26 protein-coding genes are annotated in these 20,510 nt (G+C 63.3%); 11 read left to right on the forward strand and 15 right to left on the reverse strand.

Annotated elements, in window-relative coordinates; all coding sequences use genetic code 11:
* Window positions 1–75: 75 nt before the first annotated feature.
* The 3 genes from ACP15R_RS06295 to murJ all read left to right on the forward strand — a co-directional run bounded on the left by ACP15R_RS06295 (window position 76) and on the right by murJ (window position 5,717).
* Entirely contained in the window at window positions 76–1,245 is a 1,170-nt protein-coding gene (locus ACP15R_RS06295; RefSeq protein WP_424985542.1) for a penicillin-binding protein activator, read from the forward strand.
* Window positions 1,205–4,033 carry a [protein-PII] uridylyltransferase gene (locus ACP15R_RS06300; RefSeq protein WP_424985543.1) on the forward strand — a complete coding sequence of 943 codons (2,829 nt, stop codon included), beginning with the start codon at window positions 1,205–1,207 and terminating at the stop codon, window positions 4,031–4,033. The genes ACP15R_RS06295 and ACP15R_RS06300 overlap by 41 nt, the downstream gene beginning before the upstream one ends.
* Window positions 4,034–4,145: 112 nt before the next feature.
* Window positions 4,146–5,717 carry a murein biosynthesis integral membrane protein MurJ gene (gene murJ / locus ACP15R_RS06305; protein ID WP_424985544.1) on the forward strand — a complete coding sequence of 524 codons (1,572 nt, stop codon included), beginning with the start codon at window positions 4,146–4,148 and terminating at the stop codon, window positions 5,715–5,717.
* A gap of 20 nt (window positions 5,718–5,737) precedes the next feature.
* On the opposite strand, the gene ACP15R_RS06310 is transcribed toward murJ, so the two are convergent.
* Window positions 5,738–6,424: a rhomboid family intramembrane serine protease gene (locus tag ACP15R_RS06310; protein ID WP_424985545.1), complete on the reverse strand. Its 687-nt coding sequence runs from the start codon at window positions 6,422–6,424 to the stop codon at window positions 5,738–5,740.
* A 101-nt stretch (window positions 6,425–6,525) separates the two neighbouring features.
* Between ACP15R_RS06310 and trpS the strand changes: the two genes are divergently transcribed.
* From trpS to ACP15R_RS06325, 3 genes are all read left to right on the forward strand, one after another.
* Window positions 6,526–7,551 carry a tryptophan--tRNA ligase gene (gene trpS / locus ACP15R_RS06315; RefSeq protein WP_424985546.1) on the forward strand — a complete coding sequence of 342 codons (1,026 nt, stop codon included), beginning with the start codon at window positions 6,526–6,528 and terminating at the stop codon, window positions 7,549–7,551.
* Between the two features lie 96 nt (window positions 7,552–7,647).
* On the forward strand, window positions 7,648–8,130 hold the full coding sequence (locus ACP15R_RS06320; RefSeq protein ID WP_424985547.1) for a VOC family protein: 483 nt from the start codon (window positions 7,648–7,650) through the stop codon (window positions 8,128–8,130).
* 193 nt (window positions 8,131–8,323) lie between these two features.
* The gene (locus ACP15R_RS06325) at window positions 8,324–8,833 is read left to right on the forward strand and encodes an AAA family ATPase (protein WP_424985548.1); all 510 of its coding nucleotides are present in this window, start codon (window positions 8,324–8,326) and stop codon (window positions 8,831–8,833) included.
* Between the two features lie 58 nt (window positions 8,834–8,891).
* Here ACP15R_RS06325 and rpmD read toward each other — a convergent pair whose 3' ends face one another.
* From rpmD to rpmC, 11 genes are all read right to left on the reverse strand, one after another.
* A complete protein-coding gene (rpmD, locus tag ACP15R_RS06330) occupies window positions 8,892–9,080 on the reverse strand; it encodes a 50S ribosomal protein L30 (protein ID WP_199024044.1) in 189 nt (62 codons plus the stop codon).
* 12 nt (window positions 9,081–9,092) lie between these two features.
* Window positions 9,093–9,665, reverse strand: coding sequence for a 30S ribosomal protein S5 (rpsE, locus tag ACP15R_RS06335; protein ID WP_424985549.1), 573 nt, complete (start codon window positions 9,663–9,665; stop codon window positions 9,093–9,095).
* Window positions 9,666–9,766: 101 nt separating this feature from the next.
* Window positions 9,767–10,126, reverse strand: coding sequence for a 50S ribosomal protein L18 (rplR, locus tag ACP15R_RS06340; protein ID WP_424985550.1), 360 nt, complete (start codon window positions 10,124–10,126; stop codon window positions 9,767–9,769).
* 11 nt (window positions 10,127–10,137) lie between these two features.
* The gene (gene rplF, locus ACP15R_RS06345) at window positions 10,138–10,671 is read right to left on the reverse strand and encodes a 50S ribosomal protein L6 (RefSeq protein ID WP_424985551.1); all 534 of its coding nucleotides are present in this window, start codon (window positions 10,669–10,671) and stop codon (window positions 10,138–10,140) included.
* Window positions 10,672–10,683: 12 nt separating this feature from the next.
* Complete coding sequence (rpsH, locus tag ACP15R_RS06350; protein ID WP_424985552.1) at window positions 10,684–11,076, reverse strand: 30S ribosomal protein S8; 393 nt, start codon at window positions 11,074–11,076, stop codon at window positions 10,684–10,686.
* A gap of 13 nt (window positions 11,077–11,089) precedes the next feature.
* On the reverse strand, window positions 11,090–11,395 hold the full coding sequence (gene rpsN, locus ACP15R_RS06355) for a 30S ribosomal protein S14 (RefSeq protein WP_369954729.1): 306 nt from the start codon (window positions 11,393–11,395) through the stop codon (window positions 11,090–11,092).
* Between the two features lie 18 nt (window positions 11,396–11,413).
* Window positions 11,414–11,977, reverse strand: coding sequence for a 50S ribosomal protein L5 (gene rplE, locus ACP15R_RS06360; protein ID WP_424985553.1), 564 nt, complete (start codon window positions 11,975–11,977; stop codon window positions 11,414–11,416).
* Window positions 11,970–12,281 (reverse strand): 50S ribosomal protein L24, encoded by a 312-nt coding sequence (gene rplX / locus ACP15R_RS06365; protein WP_424985554.1) that lies wholly within the window; start codon window positions 12,279–12,281, stop codon window positions 11,970–11,972. Before rplX ends, rplE begins: the two co-directional genes overlap by 8 nt.
* A gap of 2 nt (window positions 12,282–12,283) precedes the next feature.
* The gene (gene rplN / locus ACP15R_RS06370) at window positions 12,284–12,652 is read right to left on the reverse strand and encodes a 50S ribosomal protein L14 (protein ID WP_008757934.1); all 369 of its coding nucleotides are present in this window, start codon (window positions 12,650–12,652) and stop codon (window positions 12,284–12,286) included.
* 72 nt (window positions 12,653–12,724) lie between these two features.
* Window positions 12,725–12,955, reverse strand: a complete 231-nt coding sequence (rpsQ, locus tag ACP15R_RS06375) for a 30S ribosomal protein S17 (RefSeq protein ID WP_424985555.1) — start codon at window positions 12,953–12,955, stop codon at window positions 12,725–12,727.
* Between the two features lie 4 nt (window positions 12,956–12,959).
* Complete coding sequence (gene rpmC, locus ACP15R_RS06380; protein ID WP_424985556.1) at window positions 12,960–13,166, reverse strand: 50S ribosomal protein L29; 207 nt, start codon at window positions 13,164–13,166, stop codon at window positions 12,960–12,962.
* Between the two features lie 275 nt (window positions 13,167–13,441).
* Between rpmC and ACP15R_RS06385 the strand changes: the two genes are divergently transcribed.
* Window positions 13,442–14,242 carry an ion transporter gene (locus tag ACP15R_RS06385; protein WP_424985557.1) on the forward strand — a complete coding sequence of 267 codons (801 nt, stop codon included), beginning with the start codon at window positions 13,442–13,444 and terminating at the stop codon, window positions 14,240–14,242.
* A 111-nt stretch (window positions 14,243–14,353) separates the two neighbouring features.
* Here ACP15R_RS06385 and ACP15R_RS06390 read toward each other — a convergent pair whose 3' ends face one another.
* Together ACP15R_RS06390 and ypfJ are read right to left on the reverse strand one after the other, a co-directional pair.
* Window positions 14,354–14,971, reverse strand: a complete 618-nt coding sequence (locus tag ACP15R_RS06390) for a 2OG-Fe(II) oxygenase family protein (protein ID WP_424985558.1) — start codon at window positions 14,969–14,971, stop codon at window positions 14,354–14,356.
* Between the two features lie 39 nt (window positions 14,972–15,010).
* Complete coding sequence (gene ypfJ / locus ACP15R_RS06395; protein ID WP_424985801.1) at window positions 15,011–15,913, reverse strand: KPN_02809 family neutral zinc metallopeptidase; 903 nt, start codon at window positions 15,911–15,913, stop codon at window positions 15,011–15,013.
* Between the two features lie 60 nt (window positions 15,914–15,973).
* Here ypfJ and ACP15R_RS06400 point away from each other — a divergent pair, with 60 nt between their 5' ends.
* From ACP15R_RS06400 to recR, 4 genes are all read left to right on the forward strand, one after another.
* Window positions 15,974–16,336: a YidH family protein gene (locus ACP15R_RS06400; protein WP_424985559.1), complete on the forward strand. Its 363-nt coding sequence runs from the start codon at window positions 15,974–15,976 to the stop codon at window positions 16,334–16,336.
* A 79-nt stretch (window positions 16,337–16,415) separates the two neighbouring features.
* A complete protein-coding gene (locus tag ACP15R_RS06405; RefSeq protein WP_424985560.1) occupies window positions 16,416–18,167 on the forward strand; it encodes a DNA polymerase III subunit gamma/tau in 1,752 nt (583 codons plus the stop codon).
* Between the two features lie 97 nt (window positions 18,168–18,264).
* A complete protein-coding gene (locus ACP15R_RS06410) occupies window positions 18,265–18,609 on the forward strand; it encodes a YbaB/EbfC family nucleoid-associated protein (RefSeq protein ID WP_369955302.1) in 345 nt (114 codons plus the stop codon).
* 84 nt (window positions 18,610–18,693) lie between these two features.
* A complete protein-coding gene (recR, locus tag ACP15R_RS06415) occupies window positions 18,694–19,287 on the forward strand; it encodes a recombination mediator RecR (RefSeq protein WP_424985561.1) in 594 nt (197 codons plus the stop codon).
* A 24-nt stretch (window positions 19,288–19,311) separates the two neighbouring features.
* On the opposite strand, the gene ACP15R_RS06420 is transcribed toward recR, so the two are convergent.
* On the reverse strand, window positions 19,312–20,463 hold the full coding sequence (locus ACP15R_RS06420) for an amidohydrolase family protein (protein WP_424985562.1): 1,152 nt from the start codon (window positions 20,461–20,463) through the stop codon (window positions 19,312–19,314).
* Between the last annotated feature and the right edge of the window lie 47 nt (window positions 20,464–20,510).

Raw genomic sequence — 20,510 nt, forward strand, 5'->3', positions numbered from 1 at the left:
TCTCCCGCTGACGTTTATTATCCCGGACTGACAGAGCGGCGCAGCAAGGCCGCCGCATGAGGGAGTTGCCGAACCATGTTTGCCGTTTTCGCCGTGCCCCGCAAGGTGCTGTTGTATTGTCTGGCCCTGCTGTCGCTCGTGGTACTGTCCGCCTGTGACGCGATACCGGGTGGCGGGCCGACCATCAATACCGACAAACCGGTTCCCGTCGCCCTGCTCTTGCCGCGCAGTTCGCCGCAATCGGGCGATGCGGTGCTGTCGCGCAGCCTGGAAAACTCGGCGCGGCTCGCGATGGCGGACCTGAACGGCGTCCAGATCGACCTGCGGGTTTATGACACCGGCGGCAATGCCGCCACGGCGGCGGCACAGGCCACACAGGCGGTGAATGACGGCGCGCGGATCATCCTTGGCCCGGTCTATGCGGAATCCGCCAACGCGGTCGGCCTTGCGGTACGCGGGCAGAACATCAACGTCCTGTCATTCTCGAACAACCCGACCATCGCGGGCGGCAACGTGTTCATCCTCGGGCCGACTTTCTTCAACACCGCCAACCGGCTGGCTCGCTATTCCGCGAGCCGGGGCAAGGGCAATTTTGTCGTCGTGCATGGCACCGACATCGCCGGGCAACTGGGCCGCGATGCCATTCAGCAAGCCATCCGCGGAAGCGGTGCGCGGCTTGCCGGGACGGTTGCCTATGACCTGTCGCAACAATCGGTGATCGCCACCGTGCCCCGGATCAAGTCCATGGTCGACAGCACCGGGGCCGACTCGCTGTTCCTGGCGGCAACGACCGCGGGCGCCTTGCCGCTCTTCAGCCAATTGCTGCCCGAAGCGGGCGTATCGCCCGCCACCACGCAATTTGTCGGCCTGACCCGCTGGGATATTCCGGCACCGACGCTGGCATTGCCGGGTGTGCAGGGCGGCTGGTTCGCGCTACCCGATCCGGGCAAGGCGCAACAGTTCAACTCGCGCTATGCCGCCGCCTATGGCGGCAGCCCGCACCCGATCGGCGGTCTTGCCTATGACGGTATCGCGGCCATCGGTGCGCTGGTCGGTGCCGGCAAGGCCGATGCGCTGACCGGTGCCGCCCTGACCCAGGGGGCCGGTTTCCAGGGGGTTGGCGGCATCTTCCGCCTGCGGCCCGACGGCACCAACGAGCGTGGCCTCGCGGTGGCGACAATTCAGAACAAACAGGTGGTTGTGATTGACCCTGCACCAACAAGCTTCTCCGGCGCCGGGTTCTGATCCCGCCGCGCCGGGCCGCTATCATCCGGTCGCGCCCGGCCCGCTGATTTGCGATGAAACCGCTGTTTTTGATGCCGTTTCGGTACAGGAACAGATCGTGGCCGCCGCGCGCGACGCGGCGGACAACGCGGCCTTGCGGTCGGAAACCGTCAGGATCCTGCGCACCGCCCAGGACAGCGGCCGGGCGGCGATTGCTGCCGCCTTTGCCGAGAACCCCTTTGCCGCCCGCGCGTTGACGCGCTCGTATACCTACCTGACCGACGGGCTGGTGATGAGCGCGCTGATGGTCGCCCATACCCATCTGCACCCGCGCCCCAACCCCACCGCCGGCGAGCGTATCGCGGTGATCGCGGTGGGCGGTTATGGCCGTGGCGAGATGGCCCCGTTCTCGGATGTCGACCTGCTGTTCCTGACCCCCTACAAGATCACCCCCTGGGCCGAGAGCGTCATTGAATCGATGCTCTACATCCTCTGGGACATCCGCCTCAAGGTGGGCCATGCCAGCCGCACCATCAAGGATTGTATCCGGCTTGGCCAGGAAGACTTCACCATCCGCACCGCGTTGCTCGAGCACCGTTTTATAGCCGGGCACGCCCCCCTCGCCGAAAAGCTGGATACCCGCCTCGCCACCGACCTGTTTACCGGCAACGGGCAGGATTTCGTCGAGGCCAAGCTGAACGAGCGCGAGGCACGGCACCTGAAGCAGGGCGAGCGATACATGGTCGAGCCCAACGTCAAAGAAGGCAAGGGCGGCCTGCGCGACCTGCAATCATTGTTCTGGATCGCCAAGTATATCCACGGGGTGCAGGACGCCGCCGAGCTTGTGCCGCTGGGCGTGTTCCAGGCCGATGAATTCGCCACGTTCGAAAAGGCCGAGGATTTTCTCTGGGCGGTGCGCTCGCATCTGCACCTGATTGCCGGGCGGCCGACCGAAAAGCTGACCTTTGACATGCAGGTCGCGGTGGCGGATGCCATGGGCTACAAGGATCTCGCCGGGCGGCGCGGCGTCGAGATTTTCATGCAGAAATATTTCCGTCACGCCACGTCGGTCGGCGACCTGACCCGCATCTTCCTGAGCAAGCTCGAGGATATCAACGCCAAGTCGGAACCGCTGCTGGAGCGCATCTTTCGCCGCAAGCCGCGGATCAAACCGGGCTACACGGTTGTCAACAACCGGCTGGCGATCGCGGACCCGGATGAATTCCTCGAAGACAACCTGAACCTGCTGCGCATCTTCGAAGAGGCGCTGCGCACCGGCATGCTTATCCATCCCGACGCCATGCGGCTGGTGGCGTCGAACCTCAAGCTGATCGACAATGACATGCGCAACAGCCGCGAGGGGCGGCGCATCTTTCTCGACCTGATGCTCAAGCATGGCAACCCGGAAAGGGCGCTGCGCCGCATGAACGAGCTGGGGGTGCTGTCGGCATTCGTGCCCGAATTCGAGCCCATCGTCGCGATGATGCAGTTCAACATGTATCACAGCTATACGGTGGACGAGCACACCATCCAGTGTATCGCTCACCTGACCCAGATCGAACGGGGCGAGCTGATCGAATCGCTGCCGGTGGCCTCGTCGATCCTCAAGGAGGGCGTCAACCGCAAGGTTCTCTATGTCGCGCTCTTGCTGCATGACATCGGCAAGGGCCGCCCCGAAGACCATTCGATCCTGGGCGCGCAGATCGCCCGCAAGGTGGCGCCGCGGCTTGGGCTGAGCAAGGCCGACTCGGAAACCGTGGAATGGCTCGTGCGCTATCACCTGCTGATGTCCGACATGGCCCAGAAACGCGACATCGCCGATCCGCGCACGGTGCGTGACTTTGCCAAGGCGGTGCAGACCGTCAAGCGGCTCGACCTGCTCACGGTGCTGACGGTCTGTGACATTCGCGGTGTCGGACCCGATGTGTGGAACAACTGGAAAGCCGCGCTGATCCGTGCGCTCTATCGCCAGACCCGGCGTGCGCTCGAAACCGGAATGGAGGACCTGAACCGCGAAAACCGAGGGGCCAGCGCCAAGAAGGCCCTGCGCGAGGTGCTGCCCGACTGGAGCAAGGCCGCGCTCGCCGCCGAGACCAAGAGGCATTATCCGCCCTATTGGCAGGGGCTGCACGTGACCGCGCATGCGGATTTCGCCCGTATGCTGCGCACGCTCGAGGACTCCGGTGATCCCAGCGAGATCGTGATCCACCTTTATCCCGACCCCGACCGCGATGCCACGCGCGCCTGTTTCGTGATGGCCGATCACCCCGGTATCTTTGCCCGGCTTGCCGGCGCGCTGGCGCTGGTCGGGGCCAACGTCGTCGATGCGCGCAGCTACACGACCAAGGATGGCTATGTCACCGATGCCTTCTGGATACAGGACAGCGACGGGCACCCCTACGAGGCCGAGCGCCTGCCGCGCCTGACCAAGATGATCCACAAAACGCTCAAGGGTGAGGTGATCGCCAGCGACGCGTTCAAGACCCGTGACAAGATCAAGAAGCGCGAAAAGGCGTTCAACGTCCCGACCCATATCAGCTTTGACAATGAAGGGTCCGATATCTACACGATCATCGAAGTCGACACCCGCGACCGGCCCGGCCTGCTGTATGACCTGACGCGCACCCTGGCCAATGCCAATATCTATATCGCCAACGCGGTGATCGCGACCTATGGCGAACAGGCGGTCGACTCGTTCTACGTCAAGGACATGTTCGGGCTGAAATACTATTCCGAGACCAAGCAACGCTCGCTCGAGGCGAAATTGCGCAAGGCCATTGCCGATGGTACGGACCGGGCGGAAACGTGACATGTGGTGCCGTGGCGCGCGGCTCGCCATGACCGGCGCGCCGCCCCGTCGCAATTCCCGTCGCAACTCCCGTCGCGGCCGCCGTTGTTCGCGCGCCTGAAAGGACCTGTTCGTGAAACCCATCCGCCTGATGTCGGGCTTTCTGACAGTCGGAGTCTGGACCCTGCTCAGCCGGGTTCTCGGCTTTGTACGCGACATTCTCATCGCCGGTTGGCTGGGCACCGGTCCGGTGGCCGAGGCGTTTCTGGTGGCCTTCAGCCTGCCCAACATGTTCCGCCGCTTCTTTGCCGAGGGGGCGTTCAACACCGCCTTCATCCCGCTGTTCTCCAAGAAACTGGAAACCGGCGGCGATGCGCAACGCTTTGCCAGTGATGCCTTTGCGGCACTGGGGTCGCTGCTGATCGTCTTCACGGTTGTCGCACAAGTGTGCATGCCCTGGCTGGTGCTTGCCATGGCCAGCGGCTTTGCCGGGGATGAGCGGTTTGACCTCGCCGTGCTGTTCGGGCGGATTGCCTTTCCCTATATCCTGTTCATCTCTCTGGCCGCGCTGCTCTCCGGCGTGCTCAATGCAACCGGCCGGTTTGCCGCCGCCGCCGCCGCCCCCGTGTTGTTGAACGTCATCCTCATCACGGCCCTTCTGATCGCGGAATCCGGCCTGGCGAGCGACACCACCGCCGCACGGCCCGGCCTGCACCACGGGACATTCCTCGTCTGGGGCGTGCTGGTGGCGGGGGTGGCGCAACTGGCCCTGCTCTGGGTCGCGGCCAGGCGCGCAGGGTTTCGCATCACGCCGCACCTTCCCCGGCTGACCCCGGATATCAAGCGATTGGCCGTCATCGCCCTGCCCGCGATGCTGGCCGGCGGGGTCGTCCAGGTCAACCTGCTGGTAGGGCGTCAGGTCGCCAGTTTTTATGACGGCGCGATTGCCTGGCTCAGCTATGCGGACCGCCTGTATCAGCTGCCGCTGGGCGTGGTGGGAATCGCGGTGGGTGTCGTGCTGCTGCCCGATCTGTCGCGCCGCCTTGCGGCCCGTGACGAGTCCGGCGCGCGCGCAGCACTCAGCCGGGCGGGAGAAGTGTCGCTGGCGCTGACCATCCCGTCGGCGGTTGCCCTCGTAGTGATCCCCTACCCGCTGATTTCGGTGCTGTTTCAACGCGGGGCGTTTGACGCCGCCGACGCCGCCGCAACCGCGCTTGCGGTGGCGGTGTATGGGCTTGGCCTGCCCGCATTCGTGCTGCAAAAGGTGCTGCAACCGCTCTATTTTGCCCGCGAAGACACCCGGACCCCGTTTCGCTTTGCCGTGGTGTCGATGGTCGTCAACGTCGTTGTCGCGGTCTCGATGGCCTATCTTCTGGGCTATATCGGCGCCGCGATCGGCACCACGGTTGCGGCCTGGGCAATGGTGCTGCAACTGGCGCTCGGCACCCGTCCGATGGGCGAAGTCGCGCGTTTTGACGACCGGTTCTATCGCCGGCTCTGGCGGATCTGCGCCGCCTCGGTGGTGATGGGGCTGGCTCTTGCCACCATTGCCGCGCTGCTGTCCGGGCCGTTGCATATGGCCGGGTTGCGCTATGTCGCGCTCGCGGGCCTGATCCTGGTGGGTATCGTCACCTATTTCGGCTTTGGCCACCTCATCGGGGCCTTCCGTCTTGCCGAGTTTCGCGGAGCCATGCGGCGCGGCTGATCTGGGCCGGAATGCGGGGTTTACTTGCGCTGCACCATTCTGCGCAACCGCGCCAGACCGCCCGGGGCAAGCACCGTGGACAGGCAGAAACCGGTGGTGAACCCGGCCAGATCGGCCACCCAGTCGGGGCTGCCGCCAAAAAGCAGGCCAAAAACCAGCTGTATCCCCATCAGGAAACTGATCAGTGTAAAGGCCCGCGTCTGGTTTGCGCCAACCCGCGACAGCGACATCCACAGCATGTAGGTAAAGGCTCCAATCAACCCGTAGACCGGCGGAAAGCCACCGATCAGCGGCGCGGGATCGTCCAGGATCAGCGCATAAGCCAGCGCCCCGCCAATACCGGACAGCACGAAGATCGCGAGGAACGCGATACTGCCGAACACCTCGGCCACCATCTTGCCCATGGCCAGCAGGAACACCCCGACAAACAAGGCGTGCGTGAACGATGCATGCACGAACGGATAGCTGACAAAGCGGATCAGATGCTCGATGGGCCAGCGATGGTTCACCATCATCCAGTCAAGCACCGCCGCGGAAAACGCATAGGTCTGCATCGCGTCCAGCCGCCAGCCAACCGCCGTCGGACCACCGATGATCCCGCGCGCGCCCAGTTGGAACACCAGCTCGATCCCCATGATGAAAAAGAACATCGCCACCACCACCGGTGGCATCGGGTTCACTGCGGGAACATTGCCCTGTTCATTCATCTGCCCGGACTCCTCGGTGCCTGTTCGTTGCGCCTGTTGACGATACCCCGCCTCATGGGTAAGCGAGGCCGACCAGATTTGCCAGACGGGAGTTGCCCCAGATGACCGATACCCAGTTCCAGCCCCGCGTCTTTTCGGGGATCCAGCCCTCGGGCGACCTGCATCTTGGCAATTACCTGGGGGCGCTGAAGCGTTTTGCCGATGCCCAGAACCAGGGGGTCGAGTCGATCTATTGCATGGTCGACCTGCACGCCATCACCGTCTGGCAGGATCCCAAACAGTTGCGCCACAGCACCCGTGAACTCTGTGCAGGGTTCATCGCCAGCGGCATCGACCCCGAGAAATCCATCCTGATCAACCAGAGCCAGGTGCCCGAACACGCTCAATTGGCCTGGGTCTTCAACTGCGTCGCCCGCATGGGCTGGATGAACCGCATGACCCAGTTCAAGGACAAGGCCGGCAAGAACGCGGAACAGGCGAGCCTCGGATTGTTGGCCTATCCGTCGCTGATGGCGGCCGACATCCTGGTCTATCACGCCACCCACGTGCCGGTGGGCGAAGACCAGAAACAGCATCTGGAACTGACCCGCGACATCGCCGCCAAGTTCAACCACGACTATGGCGTCGATTTCTTTCCGATCACCGAACCGGTCATCGAGGGCACCGCGACCCGCGTGATGAGCCTGCGGGACGGTTCAAAGAAAATGAGCAAATCCGATCCCTCGGACATGAGCCGGATCAACCTGACCGACGACGCGGACACCATCGCCAAGAAGATCCGCAAGGCCAAGACCGACGCCGAACCGCTGCCCGACACGATCGAGGCGCTGGATGACCGGCCCGAGGCACGCAACCTGGTGAATATCTACGCCGCGCTTGCAGACCGCAGCAAGGAACAGGTGGTCGAAGAATTCGCCGGCAAGCAGTTCGGCCAGTTCAAGCCGGCGCTGGCGGACCTGGCGGTCGAGCGCATGTCTCCGATCACCACCGAAATGGCCCGTCTGATGGATGATCCCGCCGAGATCGATCGGATATTGGCACGCGGTGCAACCCGCGCCCGCGAGATCACTGCACCGATCCTGCGCAAGACCTATGATATTGTCGGCATGGTGGGCGCCACCGTCTGATCCGGCGGCCTGTGCATCGGTGCAGGCCGACTGCGCGCGGCGACAGGCTTTTGCCGGGCGCACCCCCGCTCCATATTGGGCGGGAAAGGAATGCAGATGACCAGCCACCTCCCCGAGACCACCCGCGTCGGCCATGTCCATTTGAAAGTGTCCGACCTTGAACGATCCATCGCCTTTTACAGCGGCGTGCTTGGGTTTGACGTGATGCAGCGATATGGTAACCGGGCCGCGTTTCTGGGCGCGGGCGGATATCATCACCATATCGGCCTGAACACCTGGGAAAGCGCCGGTGCCACACCACCCCCGCCAGGCCACACGGGCCTGTATCATTCGGCCTTTCTGTTCCCCGATCGTGCGTCCCTGGCGCAGGTTCTGCGGCGGGTGGTTGACGCGGGCATTGCACTGGATGGCGCGGCGGATCACGGCGTCAGCGAGGCGCTCTACCTGCGTGACCCGGACCAGAACGGCGTCGAACTCTATCGCGACCGACCGCGCGTGGAATGGCCACGCGATGGCCATGACAATCTGAAAATGGCCAACGCCCCGCTCGACGTCGCCGCATTGCTGGCCCTGGCCTGATCCCGGCGCATTTGCCATAGCTGTGGACTTGGCGGCGATGATGTGCCATTGGCCCGGCATGAAATCCGATGTTCACTTTGCGGCTGCCCTGCTCCGCCAACGAATTAGCCTCCCGGCCTGAAAGCGCCGGGCCGGGTAATATTTCGCATTCGAACATCCACGGCGCATCCAGCGCCCCCAAAAGGGTTTCATCATGTCCACGGCCCAACCAATCCTGCACATGCTCTGCGGCAAGGCCGCGTCGGGTAAATCGACCCTCTGCGCCAAACTCGGACGGGCCGGGCCTGCCGTCATCCTGTCAGAGGACGAATGGCTGCACGCGCTATATTCCACCCAGATGACCACACTGGCCGATTATGTACGCTGCTCCGCCGCGTTGCGCACGGTCATGGCCCCGCATGTGACCGCATTGCTGACAGCCGGAGTGACCGTGGTCCTGGACTTTCAGGCCAACACCGTCGAATCACGCAAATGGCTACGCGGTCTCCTTGATCAGACACGGGCCGGTCACAAGCTGCACTATCTCGATGTACCGGACGACATCTGCCTTGCCCGGCTGAAGGCGCGGAATGCCCAAGGCCGGCATCCCTTTGCCATGAGCGAGGCACAGTTCAGGCAGCTCTCACGCCACTTTGTCGCCCCCGCGGCGGATGAAGGTTTTGACATCGTGCACCATCGGTACACGCCCGACAGAACCGGCTGAGCAAAGAAAAACGCCCCGGAAATTCCGGGGCGTTGATCACTTCGAAACCGAATGACGCTCAGTCGCGCTCTTCGATGATCTCGACCATGTGCGGGATGCTGTTGATCATGCCGCGAACGCTGGGCGTATCTTCCAGTTCGCGCGTCTTGTGCATCTTGTTCAGGCCCAGGCCGATCAGCGTTGCGCGCTGTTTGGCGGGGCGGCGGATCGGGCTGCCGATCTGCTTGACGACGATGGTTTTTGCCATGTTCCCGTCTCCTTACGCTTCTGCGGTTTCGGCCGCAGGCGCTTCGTCACGCTTGGGCAGGATGTCGGACACTTTCTTGCCGCGACGCTGCGCAACAGCACGGGGGCTGGATTCCTTGCGCAGGCCGTCGATGGTGGCCCGGATCATGTTATAGGGGTTCTGGCTGCCGATCGACTTGGAGACGACGTCCTTGACACCCAGCATCTCGAACACGGCACGCATCGGACCACCGGCGATGATACCGGTACCTTCAGGCGCGGTGCGCATGACGACACGACCGGCACCGTGGCGGCCTTCCATGTCGTGGTGCAGGGTGCGGCCTTCGCGCAGCTGAACGCGGATCATCTGGCGCTTGGCTTGCTCGGTGGCCTTGCGAATGGCCTCGGGGACCTCTTTCGCCTTGCCCTTGCCAAAGCCGACACGGCCTTTCTGATCGCCGACAACGACCAGCGCGGCAAAGCCGAAACGCTTACCACCCTTGACGGTTTTCGACACACGGTTGATCGCGACCAGGCGATCTGCGAATTCCGGAGCTTCTTCGCGCTGGTTGCGGCGACCGCCCCGTTGGTTGGGTTCTCTGGCCATGCTGGCCTCCTGTCTTGCGGTGCTGGGCACCATTGTCTCAATCCTGGTGGGCGGACCGCCCCCGGATCATCGAGGCGGCCCCGAAAGGCCGCCTGCAGGTCTTAGATTTTCAGGCCGCCTTCGCGGGCCGCATCGGCCAGCGCCTTGACCTTGCCGTGAAAGAGGAACCCCCCACGGTCGAAATAGGCTTCTTCAACACCGGCTTTCTTGGCACGCTCGGCGATGGCCGATCCCACCTTGGCAGCGGCTTCGATGTTGTTCTTGCCGACAACGCCCAGGTCTTTTTCGAGCGACGACGCGGACGCCAGGGTGACGCCATTCACATCGTCGATCAGCTGGACGCTGATGTTCTTGTTGCTGCGGTGCACCGACAGACGCAGGCGTCCGGCGTTGACCTTGCGCAGCTTGTTCCGAACGCGCAGGCGGCGCTTCAGAAACAGGGTTCTTTTGCTGTTTGCCATGTCCTGGGTCCTTACTTCTTCTTGCCTTCTTTGCGGAAGATGAACTCGCCCTTGTAGCGGATGCCTTTGCCCTTGTAGGGCTCGGGCTGACGCCAGGAGCGGATGTTCGCGGCAACCTGACCAACGAGTTGTTCGTCAATGCCTTCCACAACGATCTCGGTCTGCTTGGGCGCGGTCACGGTGACACCTTCGGGTGCAACGTAATCGACGTCATGCGACAGGCCGAGGTTCAGCTTGAGCGTGTTGCCCTGCATTTGCGCACGGTAACCAACACCCTGGATTTCAAGCTCTTTCTTGAAACCCTGGGTGACACCGGTCACCAGGTTGGCGACCATGGTGCGGGACATGCCCCATTGCTGGCGGGCCCGCTTGGAGCTGCCGCGCGGCGAGATAGTGACGACATTGTCTTCGACCGCGAGGGTCACGTCGTCGGTGGCGCTGAAGCTGCGGGCGCCCTTGGGGCCTTTCACTTCGATGGTCTGACCCGACACAGTGGCGGTAACGCCGCTGGGCAGCTCGACCGGTTTCTTACCAATACGAGACATCGAGAGACCTCCTTAGAATACGGTGCACAGCACTTCGCCGCCAACATTGGCTGCGCGCGCGCTTGCGTCCGACATCACGCCCTTGGGCGTCGAGACGATCGACACACCCAGGCCCTGACGAACCTGCGGGATGTCCTTGACGCCCATGTAAACGCGGCGACCGGGTTTGGAGACCCGCTTGAGCTCGCGGATGACAGGCTCGCCTTCGTAGTATTTCAGGCTGATCTCGATGGCCGGGTGGCCGTCGGCACCGGTGATTTTCTCATAGCCGCGGATATAGCCCTCGTCCGCCAGCACATCCAGAACCCATGCCCGCAGCTTGGACGCCGGGGTCATGACGGTGGACTTGCCGCGCAGCGACGAGTTGCGGATCCGGGTGAGCATGTCTGCGATAGGATCGTTCATAACAGTCTCTCCCTTACCAGCTCGATTTCACCATGCCGGGGATCTGACCGGCAGAGCCGAGATCCCGCAGCGCGATCCGCGAAATTTTCAGTTTGCGGTAATACGCATGCGGACGACCGGTCAGCTGGCACCGGTTGTGCAGACGCGTAGCCGAACTGTTGCGCGGCAGTTTTGCAAGCTTGAGGCGCGCCTTGAAACGCTCTTCCATCGGCTTGCTTTCGTCATTCGCGATCTCTTTGAGAGCGGCGCGCTTGGCGGCGTATTTCTCCACCAGGCGTTCACGCTTCTTTTCGCGCTCGATCATTGCTTTTTTAGCCATGTCTAATCCTTCCCGCGCTTATGAATTGAAGGGCATGTTGAAATGCTTCAACAGCGCCTTGGCTTCAGCGTCGGTCTTCGCTGTGGTGGCGATGATGATGTCCATCCCCCAGGTTTCGTCGACCTTGTCGAAATCGATCTCGGGGAACACGATGTGCTCCTTCAGGCCCATGGCATAGTTGCCACGGCCGTCGAACGATTTGCCCGACACACCGCGGAAGTCGCGGATACGGGGCATTGCGATGGTGATCAGACGATCGAGGAATTCGTACATCCGCTCGCTGCGCAGGGTCACTTTGGCACCCAGAGGCATGTCTTCACGCACGCGGAAACCGGCGATCGATTTCTTTGCGCGGGTTGTCAGCGCCTTCTGGCCGGCAATCGCGGTCAGGTCTTCCTGGGCCGATTTTGCCTTCTTGCTGTCACGGACAGCTTCTGCACCACAGCCGATGTTCAGGACGATCTTGTCCAGACGCGGGATCTGCATGTCGTTCTTGTAGCCGAATTCTTCTTTCAGCGCCGCACGGATGCGGCTTGCGTATTCGGCCCTGAGACGCGGGGTATAGTTTGCGGAATCAAGCATCGATCACGTCCCCCGTGGTTTTGGCAAAGCGCACTTTCTTGTCGCCTTCCAGTTTGAAACCCACGCGGGTGGGCTTGCCGTTGGCGTCGAGCAGCGCGAGGTTGCTGAGCTGGATCGGCATCGCCTTGGGGATGCGACCGCCCTGGCTCGTCTGGCTCTGACGGGTGGCGCGGATGGCGATGTTGACGCCTTCCACCACGGCTTTGCCGGCCTTGGGATCGACGGAAGTGATGGTGCCTTCCTTGCCCTTGTCCTTGCCGGCCAGCACGACGACCTTGTCGCCTTTGCGGAGTTTAGCAGCCATGGTTACAACACCTCCGGAGCGAGCGAGATGATTTTCATGAAGTTCTTGCCACGCAGTTCGCGAACAACCGGGCCAAAGATACGGGTACCGACCGGCTCGTTGTTGTTGTTCAGGATAACGGCTGCGTTGCGATCGAAACGGATCGCGGTGCCGTCTTCACGACGGACTTCCTTGGCGGTGCGCACGACGACGGCCTTGCGGACGTCCCCTTTTTTCACGCGGCCGCGCGGGATGGCTTCCTTGACCGAGACGACGATGATGTCGCCGACGGATGCGTATTTACGCTTGGAACCACCCAGGACCTTGATGCACTGAACACGGCGGGCGCCGCTATTGTCAGCAACATCCAGATTGGTCTGCATCTGGATCATGTGGTTTCTCCCGACCTTTGGGGACTGATATTCTGCCCCAGGGTTTCGTTAATGCCGGACGGTCCGGAAGGCTTACGCCTCCAGAACCTCCCAGCGTTTGGTCTTCGACTTGGGGGCACATTCGATGATGCGAACGCTGTCGCCCACCTTGAACGTGTTCTTCTCATCGTGAGCCCGGTATTTCTTGGACTTACGGATGGTCTTCTTCAGAACCGGGTGCGTGAAACGGCGCTCCACAGAAACGGTCACGGTCTGTTCGTTGGCGTCGCTGGTCACGGTGCCTTGCAGGATACGCTTGGGCATCTGATTACTCCTCGGATGCCGCAGCAGCGGCCTTTTCGTTCAGAATGGTCTTGACGCGGGCCGCATTGCGACGCGCGGCCTTGATGCCGGCCGTGTTTTCCAGCTGACCGGTGGCCTGTTGAAAGCGCAGGTTAAAGCTTTCTTTCTTCAGGTTGGCCAGATCCTCACGGAGCTGGTCCGGGGTCTTGTCACGAAGTTCCTGGGCGTTCATCGCCTTTTCCTTTTCTCAAAACACCAGAAGGCCCCCTGCAGGGTCACCCTTGACCTGGTGGATGAATGATAGACATGCGAATCCCCCGCCAACGGCAGGGGACACGCAGGATGCCGCTCTATAGGGGGTCGTGATTGGGAGGGCAAGGAAAACTTTGCAGCCCCTCGCCGCGTCTCCGGATAGGTGCCGTGACAGGGTTTGGCACGGGCATATCGCCGCCGGCTAGCCTCGAATCCCTCTTGGCTCCGGCATCGTTCCGACCCATATGTGCCGCCATGACAGACACAGCACCCGTATCCACCATGCAGAACCGCATTGCCACCCTCCTGGCCGACAACCGCTTCCGGAACTTCATCCTCGGGGTGATCCTGTTCAACGCCGTGCTGCTGGGGCTGGAAACCTCTGATGCGGTGATGGGGCTGGTGGGGCCGGCGATCCTGTTTCTGGACGGGCTGTGCCTGGCGATCTTTGTCCTTGAACTGACGGCCAAGATCTATGTCCAGAAGCTGCGGTTTTTCCGCAACGGCTGGAACCTCTTTGATTTCGTGATCGTCGCGATCTCACTGATTCCCGCGGCCCAGGGCCTGTCGGTGCTGCGCGCCTTGCGGATCCTGCGGCTGTTCCGGGTGCTGTCGGTGGCGCCCAACCTGCGGCGCGTGGTCGAAGGGCTGATCATCGCGCTGCCGGGGATGGGGTCGGTGTTCCTGCTGACCGGGCTGATCTTTTACATCGGCGCGGTCATGGCGACCAAGCTTTTCGGCGCCGCGTTTCCGGAATGGTTCGGCACCATCGGTCTCTCGGCCTATTCGCTGTTCCAGATCATGACGCTCGAAAGCTGGTCGATGGGGATCGTCCGCCCGGTAATGGAACTCTACCCTTATGCCTGGGCGTTCTTCATCCCCTTCATCCTGACGACAACCTTTGTGGTGGTGAACCTCGTGGTTGGCCTCATCGTCAATTCGATGCAGGACGCCCACCAGGCCGAAGCCGATGCCGAAACCGGAACTTATCGCGACGAGGTGCTCGAGCGGCTGACACAGATCGAAACGATGCTGAAACAGCGCGACGAGCGGTAAGCCGTTTCACGCTGGACCCGGCTCGCCGAACCTGGCCCGGTATCCGGAAAATTCAACGCGTCGGGCAATGTGCGCCATCTCGGATGAACGCGCAACACCGCAGGCCGCAGGTCAGGCCCAGCCGTAGTTGAAGCTGATGCTGATCCGTTCGTCCTCGGACATGTTCATGGGCACCTCGTGGCGCAGCCAGCTTTCCCAGAGCAGCACCTCGCCGACCGCCGGCGTCACATAGATAAAGGGCTGCAACTCGCGCCGCCCGCCCTTGATCCGCGTCGGGGCCGCCATCATCCGGGCCGAGCGCGGATCTTCCAGCTTCAGCGCGCTGGCCCCCTCGGGCATCGACACATAGGTGGTGCCGCTGATCACTGAATGCGGGTGGATATGGCTGGCATGCATCCCGCCCTCGGGCAGGATGTTGATCCAGATGTCTTCGAGCCTGAGATCGCGACCGTCGAGATCAAATTCCAAATCGCTGGCAAAGGCCGCCACATGCCGGTCAAGCGCCGCCACGAGATCGCCGAAGATCGGGAAACGCCACGGCAGGTCGGTCAGCGAAGCATAGGACGTATAGCCCGGATAACCGTTTTCCTCGCACCAGTCCTGCCCGGCCTCGTCATCTCCGGCAATCGACAGGCAGGAGGTTTCGAGCTCATCGGCGGGAATGTCGCCAAACTGGTTCAGCGCGGCGCGGTAGAGACGGGTGACAAAGAGCGATTCAATCTGTGACATGCCGCCTCTTTAGACCAGCGGCCGGGTCTTGGCGAGCGGTCAAAGACGGTCGGTTCCAAAGGTGTCACAGGCCGCGATATTGCCGTTGTCATATCCCCGCCGGAACCAGCGTTCGCGCTGTGCCGATGTGCCATGCGTAAAGGTATGCGGCCGGGGCACGCGCCCGGCCTGCCGTTGCAGGTGGTCATCGCCGATCATGTTCGCGGCATTCAGCGCTTCCTGCAGGTCGCCCCGCTCCATCAACCCGCCCACCGCGGCGGCCCAGACCCCGGACAGGCAATCCGCCTGCAACTCGAGACGCACTGTCAGGGCATTGGCATCAACCTGCGAGGATTGCCGCCGTGCCTCGTTGACCTTGCCAAGGATACCCACCTGGTTTTGCACGTGATGGGCAACCTCATGGGCAATCACATAGGCGGCGGCAAAATCACCCCCTGCCCCCAGCTGTTGCGACATCGTGGTAAAGAAAGCGAGGTCGAGATAGGCCTTTTGATCCGCCGGGCAATAGAACGGCCCCGTGGCTCCGGAGGCGCCGCCGCAGGGGCTCTGCGTGACCCCGGAGAACAGGACCATCACGGGCGGCGCATAGGCTGCGCCGAATTCATCGCGAAAAATTCGGGTCCAGACCTCTTCGGTGGTGGCCAGCACGCGCGCGGCGAACTCGGCCTCCTGCTCTTCCCGCGGGCTGGCAGCATGGGGCTGACCGCCACCGGCGGGTTGCTGGGTCAAAAGCGGCGTCACATCGATCCCGGCGAAATAGCCGACGGCCAGCACCAGCAGCAAACCGACACCGCCGATACCGCCAACGGCCCTGCCCCGACTCCGACTACGACTCCGGCTCCGGCTCCGGCTCCGCCGGTCCTCGACATTGCGGCTGCGTCTAACCCCGCGCAATTTCATCGCGAACTCCTGAACATAAACTCGGCCACAGTACCCTAGCATTCGCAGCCCGGCGGGAAACACCCCCTTGCCGCGCCGCGCGCGCCGGGCGAGTGTCAGCACATGGAGAACCGTGACGAACAGGCCGAACAACGAACCCGCTGGTCGGAGGACCGCACGGTTCTCGCCAATGAACGCACCTTTTCGAGCTGGATGGGCACCGGGCTGGGGGCGATCGGTGTTGCCATCGGGCTGAAGGCGGTGTTTGGCGCGTTCGAACCCACCTGGGTGGCCAAGGCGGTCGCCTCGCTGTTCCTGGTCGCTGCCATCCTGATCTTCTGGTCCGCCCGGCGGCAGGCGCTCAAGACGCTAAAGCGGCTGAGCGAAAACGATGCCGAGGCGCAACCGGTACGCAATTTCACCATTCTGGCGGTGGTTCTGACGATTTCGGCGCTTGCCACCGGGGCCGTTCTGTGGAGCCTCTGACACCGGCTCCGGTCCGGCATGGACCTCGCCCCCGCCGCCGACTACCCTCTGGCGGACTCCGAATCCGATAGGACCGTTCATGACCGAAACAGACGCCCCCGCCTACCAGGTACTGGCCCGCAAATACCGGCCCGAGACCTTTGCCGACCTTGTCGGGCAGGATGCGATGGTGCGCACGCTCAGGAATGCCTTTGCCACCGACCGCATCGCGCAGGCCTTTGTCATGACCGGGATTCGCGGCACCGGTAAAACCACCACGGCGCGGATCATCGCCAAGGGGATGAACTGTATCGGGCCCGACGGCACCGGCGGGCCGACCACCGAACCCTGCGGCAAATGCGAACATTGCACCGCGATCATGGAAGGACGGCATGTCGACGTGCTGGAGATGGACGCCGCCAGCCGCACCGGTGTGGGCGATATCCGCGAAATCATCGACAGCGTGCGCTATCGGGCGGCAAGTGCGCGCTACAAGATCTATATCATCGACGAGGTTCACATGCTGTCCACCAGCGCGTTCAACGCGCTGCTCAAGACGCTGGAAGAGCCGCCGGCGCATGTGAAATTCATCTTTGCCACCACGGAAATCCGCAAGGTGCCGGTGACGGTGCTGAGCCGGTGCCAGCGGTTTGACCTGCGCCGGATCGAGCCGGAGGACATGATTGCGCTGATGGGCAAGATCGCGGGGGCCGAGGGGGCCGCGATTGCCGAAGACGCGCTGGCGCTGATCGTGCGGGCGGCGGAAGGATCGGCGCGGGATGCCACGTCGCTTCTGGATCAGGCGATCAGCCATGGCGCGGGGGAAACCACGGCCGAACAGGTGCGCGCGATGCTGGGGCTGGCCGATCGCGGCCGGGTGCTGGACCTGATGGACATGATCCTGAAGGGCGACGCGGCGGGAGCGCTGACCGAGTTGGGCACGCAATATGCCGAGGGCGCGGACCCGATGGCGGTGCTGCGCGACCTGGCCGAGATCTCGCATTGGGTGTCAGTGGTCAAGATCACCCCGGACGCCGCCGAGGACCCGACCGTGTCGCCGGATGAACGCGCCCGCGGCAAAGCGATGGCCGACACCCTGTCGCTGCGAGTGTTGTCGCGGATGTGGCAGATGCTGCTCAAGGCGCTGGAAGAGGTCGCCGCCGCCCCGAACGCGATGATGGCGGCGGAAATGGCGATCATCCGGCTGACCCATGTGGCCGATCTCCCAAGCCCCGAGGAATTGATCCGCAAGCTTCAGAGCAGCAGCCCACCGCCGGCGCCCCCCGGCAACGGGGGCCTTGCGCAAGGCGCAAGTTCGCCTGCGGCGGGCGGGGGGGCCTCGGCTGTCGCCTCGGCCCCCGTGCGTGGCAACGGCACCACCCAGACCGCACCGGCCGTGGCCCCCGAGAGCGCGCTGGCGCGGTTCCCGACCTTTGAACATGTGGTCGAGCTGATCCGGGCGAACCGGGATGTGAAACTGCTGGTCGAGGTGGAATCCGGTCTCAGGCTGATCAGCTACCAACCCGGGCGGATCGAGTTTTCCCCCGCCGACGGTGCGCCGACGGACCTGGCCCAGCGTCTCGGGACACGCTTGCAGGGCTGGACCGGCAACCGCTGGGCGATCAGCGTGAGCGCCACTGGCGGCGCCCCGACAATCGCCGACATTCGGGATCAGGCGGAAAACGCCCTGCGTGAAAAGGCCGAGGCGCATCCGCTGGTGCAGGCGGTGATTGCCCGGTTCCCCAAGGCCCGGATCACCGATATCCGCACCCCGGAACAGATCGCCGCCGCCGCCAGTGCCGAGGCGCTGCCCGAGGTCGAGGATGAATGGGACCCGTTCGAGGACGGCTGAGGCCCGCCACCGCTTGATGCCGCTCCGATCCGCACCGCCCCTTGTGAGCAAGCCCCGGTGCGCGTATCTGTGCAGCAAGCAATTCAGGAGAACTCAGATGCTCAAGGGACTCGGCGGGCTTGGCGATATGGCCAAGATGATGAAGGCCGCACAGGAAATGCAGACCAAGATGACCCAGCTGCAGGAAGACATGCACAGCCAGACGGTCACCGGCGAATCCGGTGCCGGGCTGGTCAAGGCTGTCTGCTCCTGCAAGGGCGAGCTGAAATCGCTCGACATCGACCCGTCGATCTTCAACAGCGATGACAAGGAAGTGGTCGAGGACCTGATCCTGGCCGCGATCAAGGACGCCCAGCAGAAAGCCAGCGACAAGGCCCAGGAGGAAATGGCCAAGCTGACCGAAGGCATGGGCCTGCCCAAGGACATGAAGCTGCCGTTCTGACCGCACGCGCGCCGACACCGATGGCAGGAGCCTGCCCCCGCGCGGATAACCGCAAACTCTCGTGCCCGCCCCGGATACCCTGCAATGTCCAGCACCCGTGATATCGACAACCTGATCGAGTTGATGGCGAAACTGCCGGGCCTTGGCCCGCGGTCGGCGCGGCGCGCGGTGCTGCACCTGATCCGCAAGCGCGCGCTGCTGCTGACGCCGCTGGCCGACAGTTTGCAGGTCGTCGCGGAAACCGCGCGCGAATGTCTCAACTGTGGCAATGTCGGCACCACCGATATCTGTGACATCTGCACCTCGGAAAAACGCGCCACGGGCGAGCTTTGCGTGGTCGAGGATGTGGCCGATCTCTGGGCGATGGAACGCTCGGGCGTGTTCAGGGGGCGTTATCACGTTCTGGGCGGCACGCTCTCGGCGCTGGACGCCATCGGACCGGAACAATTGCGCATTCCGCGCCTGATCGACCGGGTGACGAGCGAGGGCATCACCGAGGTGATCCTTGCGCTGAATGCCACCATCGACGGGCAGACCACGGCACATTACATCGCCGACCAGCTTGCCGGACAGGTCCGGCTGACTTCGCTGGCGCAGGGCGTGCCGATCGGCGGGGAGCTCGACTATCTCGACGATGGCACGATCATGGCGGCAATGTCGGCGCGCAAGGATATCTGACGCGGCCGACGCACGCGCCGTAGGTCAGGAGACCCCGAAAAACCGGCGCGCGTTTTCGCCCAGGGCCCCGCGCAGCCGCGGCTCGGGCAACTCCAGCGCAAGGGCTTCGGCGACGATGTCATCCCCGTGATCCAGGTGCGGAAAATCGCTGCCGAACATCAGGTGCTCTTCGCCAAGATAGGAAATCGTCTCGTTCAACAGCGGCTCGTCGGGTTCAAAGCCGATGGCGCATTGCGCGCGGAAATACTCGGATGGTTTCTTGCGGATGGTCTCGGCCACCTCGCCGGCCAGATGGGCGTATTCCAATTCGTCCAGACGCCACAGCCAATGCACCATCCAACCGGCGCCAGCCTCGAGAAACGCCACGCGCAAATCCCTGTTGCGCTCGAAGGTGCCGCTTTCGAGCAGCGACAGAAAGGCCATCATCTGCTCCATCGGATGCGAGCAGGCATGTTGCGAAAACCGCGAGGAAAACCGGTCGGCCCCCGCCGTGGCAGTGCGGGCATGGGCGGCCTCGTGCACCGCGACCCGCAAGCCGTTCTCGGCGCAGAAATTCCAGAACGGGGCATCGGACGGATCGCCCAACAGGCGGCCTGCAATCGGGTTTGGGCGCACGACCACCGTGTTCCACCCCTGCCCGAGCGCAAACCGGGCCTGATCGATCATCGCCTCGGGCTCATAGCGCGCGATCAGCGCCGCACCACGCAGCCGCGCCGGATCGGCGGCGCAGAGATCGGCAAGCCAGCGGTTATATGCCTCGGCAAACGCCGCAGCGACATGGGGTTCCCGGTGCGGCATGGCAACAAGATACCCGGCATAGGACGGCAGCAACAACGCCGCGTCGATGCCATCCTTGTCCATTGCGCCCAGATGCCCGGCCGCGGTGGCCCCAAGCGCGAGATCTTCGGGGCGGTCGACCGCGGCGGCGGCAATCTCGATCTTGGCGCTCTTGGAAATGTCCATGACCGGTTCGCCCGCCACCAGCAGATCAGGGGGCAGGTGCAACGGGCCAGCCGGCCCCGCAACGGTCATCCGCTCGGACAGCGGCTCGCCGCGATCCAGATAGGCCAGTGTCGGCACATAGTCGGACAGGTTGGAAGGCAGGTAGTCCCGCCACAGATCCAGCGGTTCGTGCACATGACGATCCGCGTCGAATATCCAGAACCCGTTGCGCACGATGCCTGCCCCTCTTTGCCATCACCCTGTTGGCAAGGAACCAGCAA

The sequence above is a fragment of the Microbulbifer sp. S227A genome (assembly GCF_049800935.1).

What these genes read in the sequence shown, in the direction of transcription:
- ACP15R_RS06295 (WP_424985542.1), top strand. Translation starts at nt 76, where the DNA reads ATGTTTGCCGTTTTCGCCGTGCCCCGCAAGGTGCTGTTGTATTGTCTG.
- ACP15R_RS06310 (WP_424985545.1), bottom strand. Translation starts at nt 6,424, where the DNA reads ATGAATGAACAGGGCAATGTTCCCGCAGTGAACCCGATGCCACCGGTG.
- trpS (WP_424985546.1), top strand. Translation starts at nt 6,526, where the DNA reads ATGACCGATACCCAGTTCCAGCCCCGCGTCTTTTCGGGGATCCAGCCC.
- ACP15R_RS06320 (WP_424985547.1), top strand. Translation starts at nt 7,648, where the DNA reads ATGACCAGCCACCTCCCCGAGACCACCCGCGTCGGCCATGTCCATTTG.
- ACP15R_RS06325 (WP_424985548.1), top strand. Translation starts at nt 8,324, where the DNA reads ATGTCCACGGCCCAACCAATCCTGCACATGCTCTGCGGCAAGGCCGCG.
- rpmD (WP_199024044.1), bottom strand. Translation starts at nt 9,080, where the DNA reads ATGGCAAAAACCATCGTCGTCAAGCAGATCGGCAGCCCGATCCGCCGC.
- rpsE (WP_424985549.1), bottom strand. Translation starts at nt 9,665, where the DNA reads ATGGCCAGAGAACCCAACCAACGGGGCGGTCGCCGCAACCAGCGCGAA.
- rplR (WP_424985550.1), bottom strand. Translation starts at nt 10,126, where the DNA reads ATGGCAAACAGCAAAAGAACCCTGTTTCTGAAGCGCCGCCTGCGCGTT.
- rplF (WP_424985551.1), bottom strand. Translation starts at nt 10,671, where the DNA reads ATGTCTCGTATTGGTAAGAAACCGGTCGAGCTGCCCAGCGGCGTTACC.
- rpsH (WP_424985552.1), bottom strand. Translation starts at nt 11,076, where the DNA reads ATGAACGATCCTATCGCAGACATGCTCACCCGGATCCGCAACTCGTCG.
- rpsN (WP_369954729.1), bottom strand. Translation starts at nt 11,395, where the DNA reads ATGGCTAAAAAAGCAATGATCGAGCGCGAAAAGAAGCGTGAACGCCTG.
- rplE (WP_424985553.1), bottom strand. Translation starts at nt 11,977, where the DNA reads ATGCTTGATTCCGCAAACTATACCCCGCGTCTCAGGGCCGAATACGCA.
- rplX (WP_424985554.1), bottom strand. Translation starts at nt 12,281, where the DNA reads ATGGCTGCTAAACTCCGCAAAGGCGACAAGGTCGTCGTGCTGGCCGGC.
- rplN (WP_008757934.1), bottom strand. Translation starts at nt 12,652, where the DNA reads ATGATCCAGATGCAGACCAATCTGGATGTTGCTGACAATAGCGGCGCC.
- rpsQ (WP_424985555.1), bottom strand. Translation starts at nt 12,955, where the DNA reads ATGCCCAAGCGTATCCTGCAAGGCACCGTGACCAGCGACGCCAACGAA.
- rpmC (WP_424985556.1), bottom strand. Translation starts at nt 13,166, where the DNA reads ATGAACGCCCAGGAACTTCGTGACAAGACCCCGGACCAGCTCCGTGAG.
- ACP15R_RS06385 (WP_424985557.1), top strand. Translation starts at nt 13,442, where the DNA reads ATGACAGACACAGCACCCGTATCCACCATGCAGAACCGCATTGCCACC.
- ACP15R_RS06390 (WP_424985558.1), bottom strand. Translation starts at nt 14,971, where the DNA reads ATGTCACAGATTGAATCGCTCTTTGTCACCCGTCTCTACCGCGCCGCG.
- ypfJ (WP_424985801.1), bottom strand. Translation starts at nt 15,913, where the DNA reads ATGCTAGGGTACTGTGGCCGAGTTTATGTTCAGGAGTTCGCGATGAAA.
- ACP15R_RS06400 (WP_424985559.1), top strand. Translation starts at nt 15,974, where the DNA reads ATGGAGAACCGTGACGAACAGGCCGAACAACGAACCCGCTGGTCGGAG.
- ACP15R_RS06405 (WP_424985560.1), top strand. Translation starts at nt 16,416, where the DNA reads ATGACCGAAACAGACGCCCCCGCCTACCAGGTACTGGCCCGCAAATAC.
- ACP15R_RS06410 (WP_369955302.1), top strand. Translation starts at nt 18,265, where the DNA reads ATGCTCAAGGGACTCGGCGGGCTTGGCGATATGGCCAAGATGATGAAG.
- recR (WP_424985561.1), top strand. Translation starts at nt 18,694, where the DNA reads ATGTCCAGCACCCGTGATATCGACAACCTGATCGAGTTGATGGCGAAA.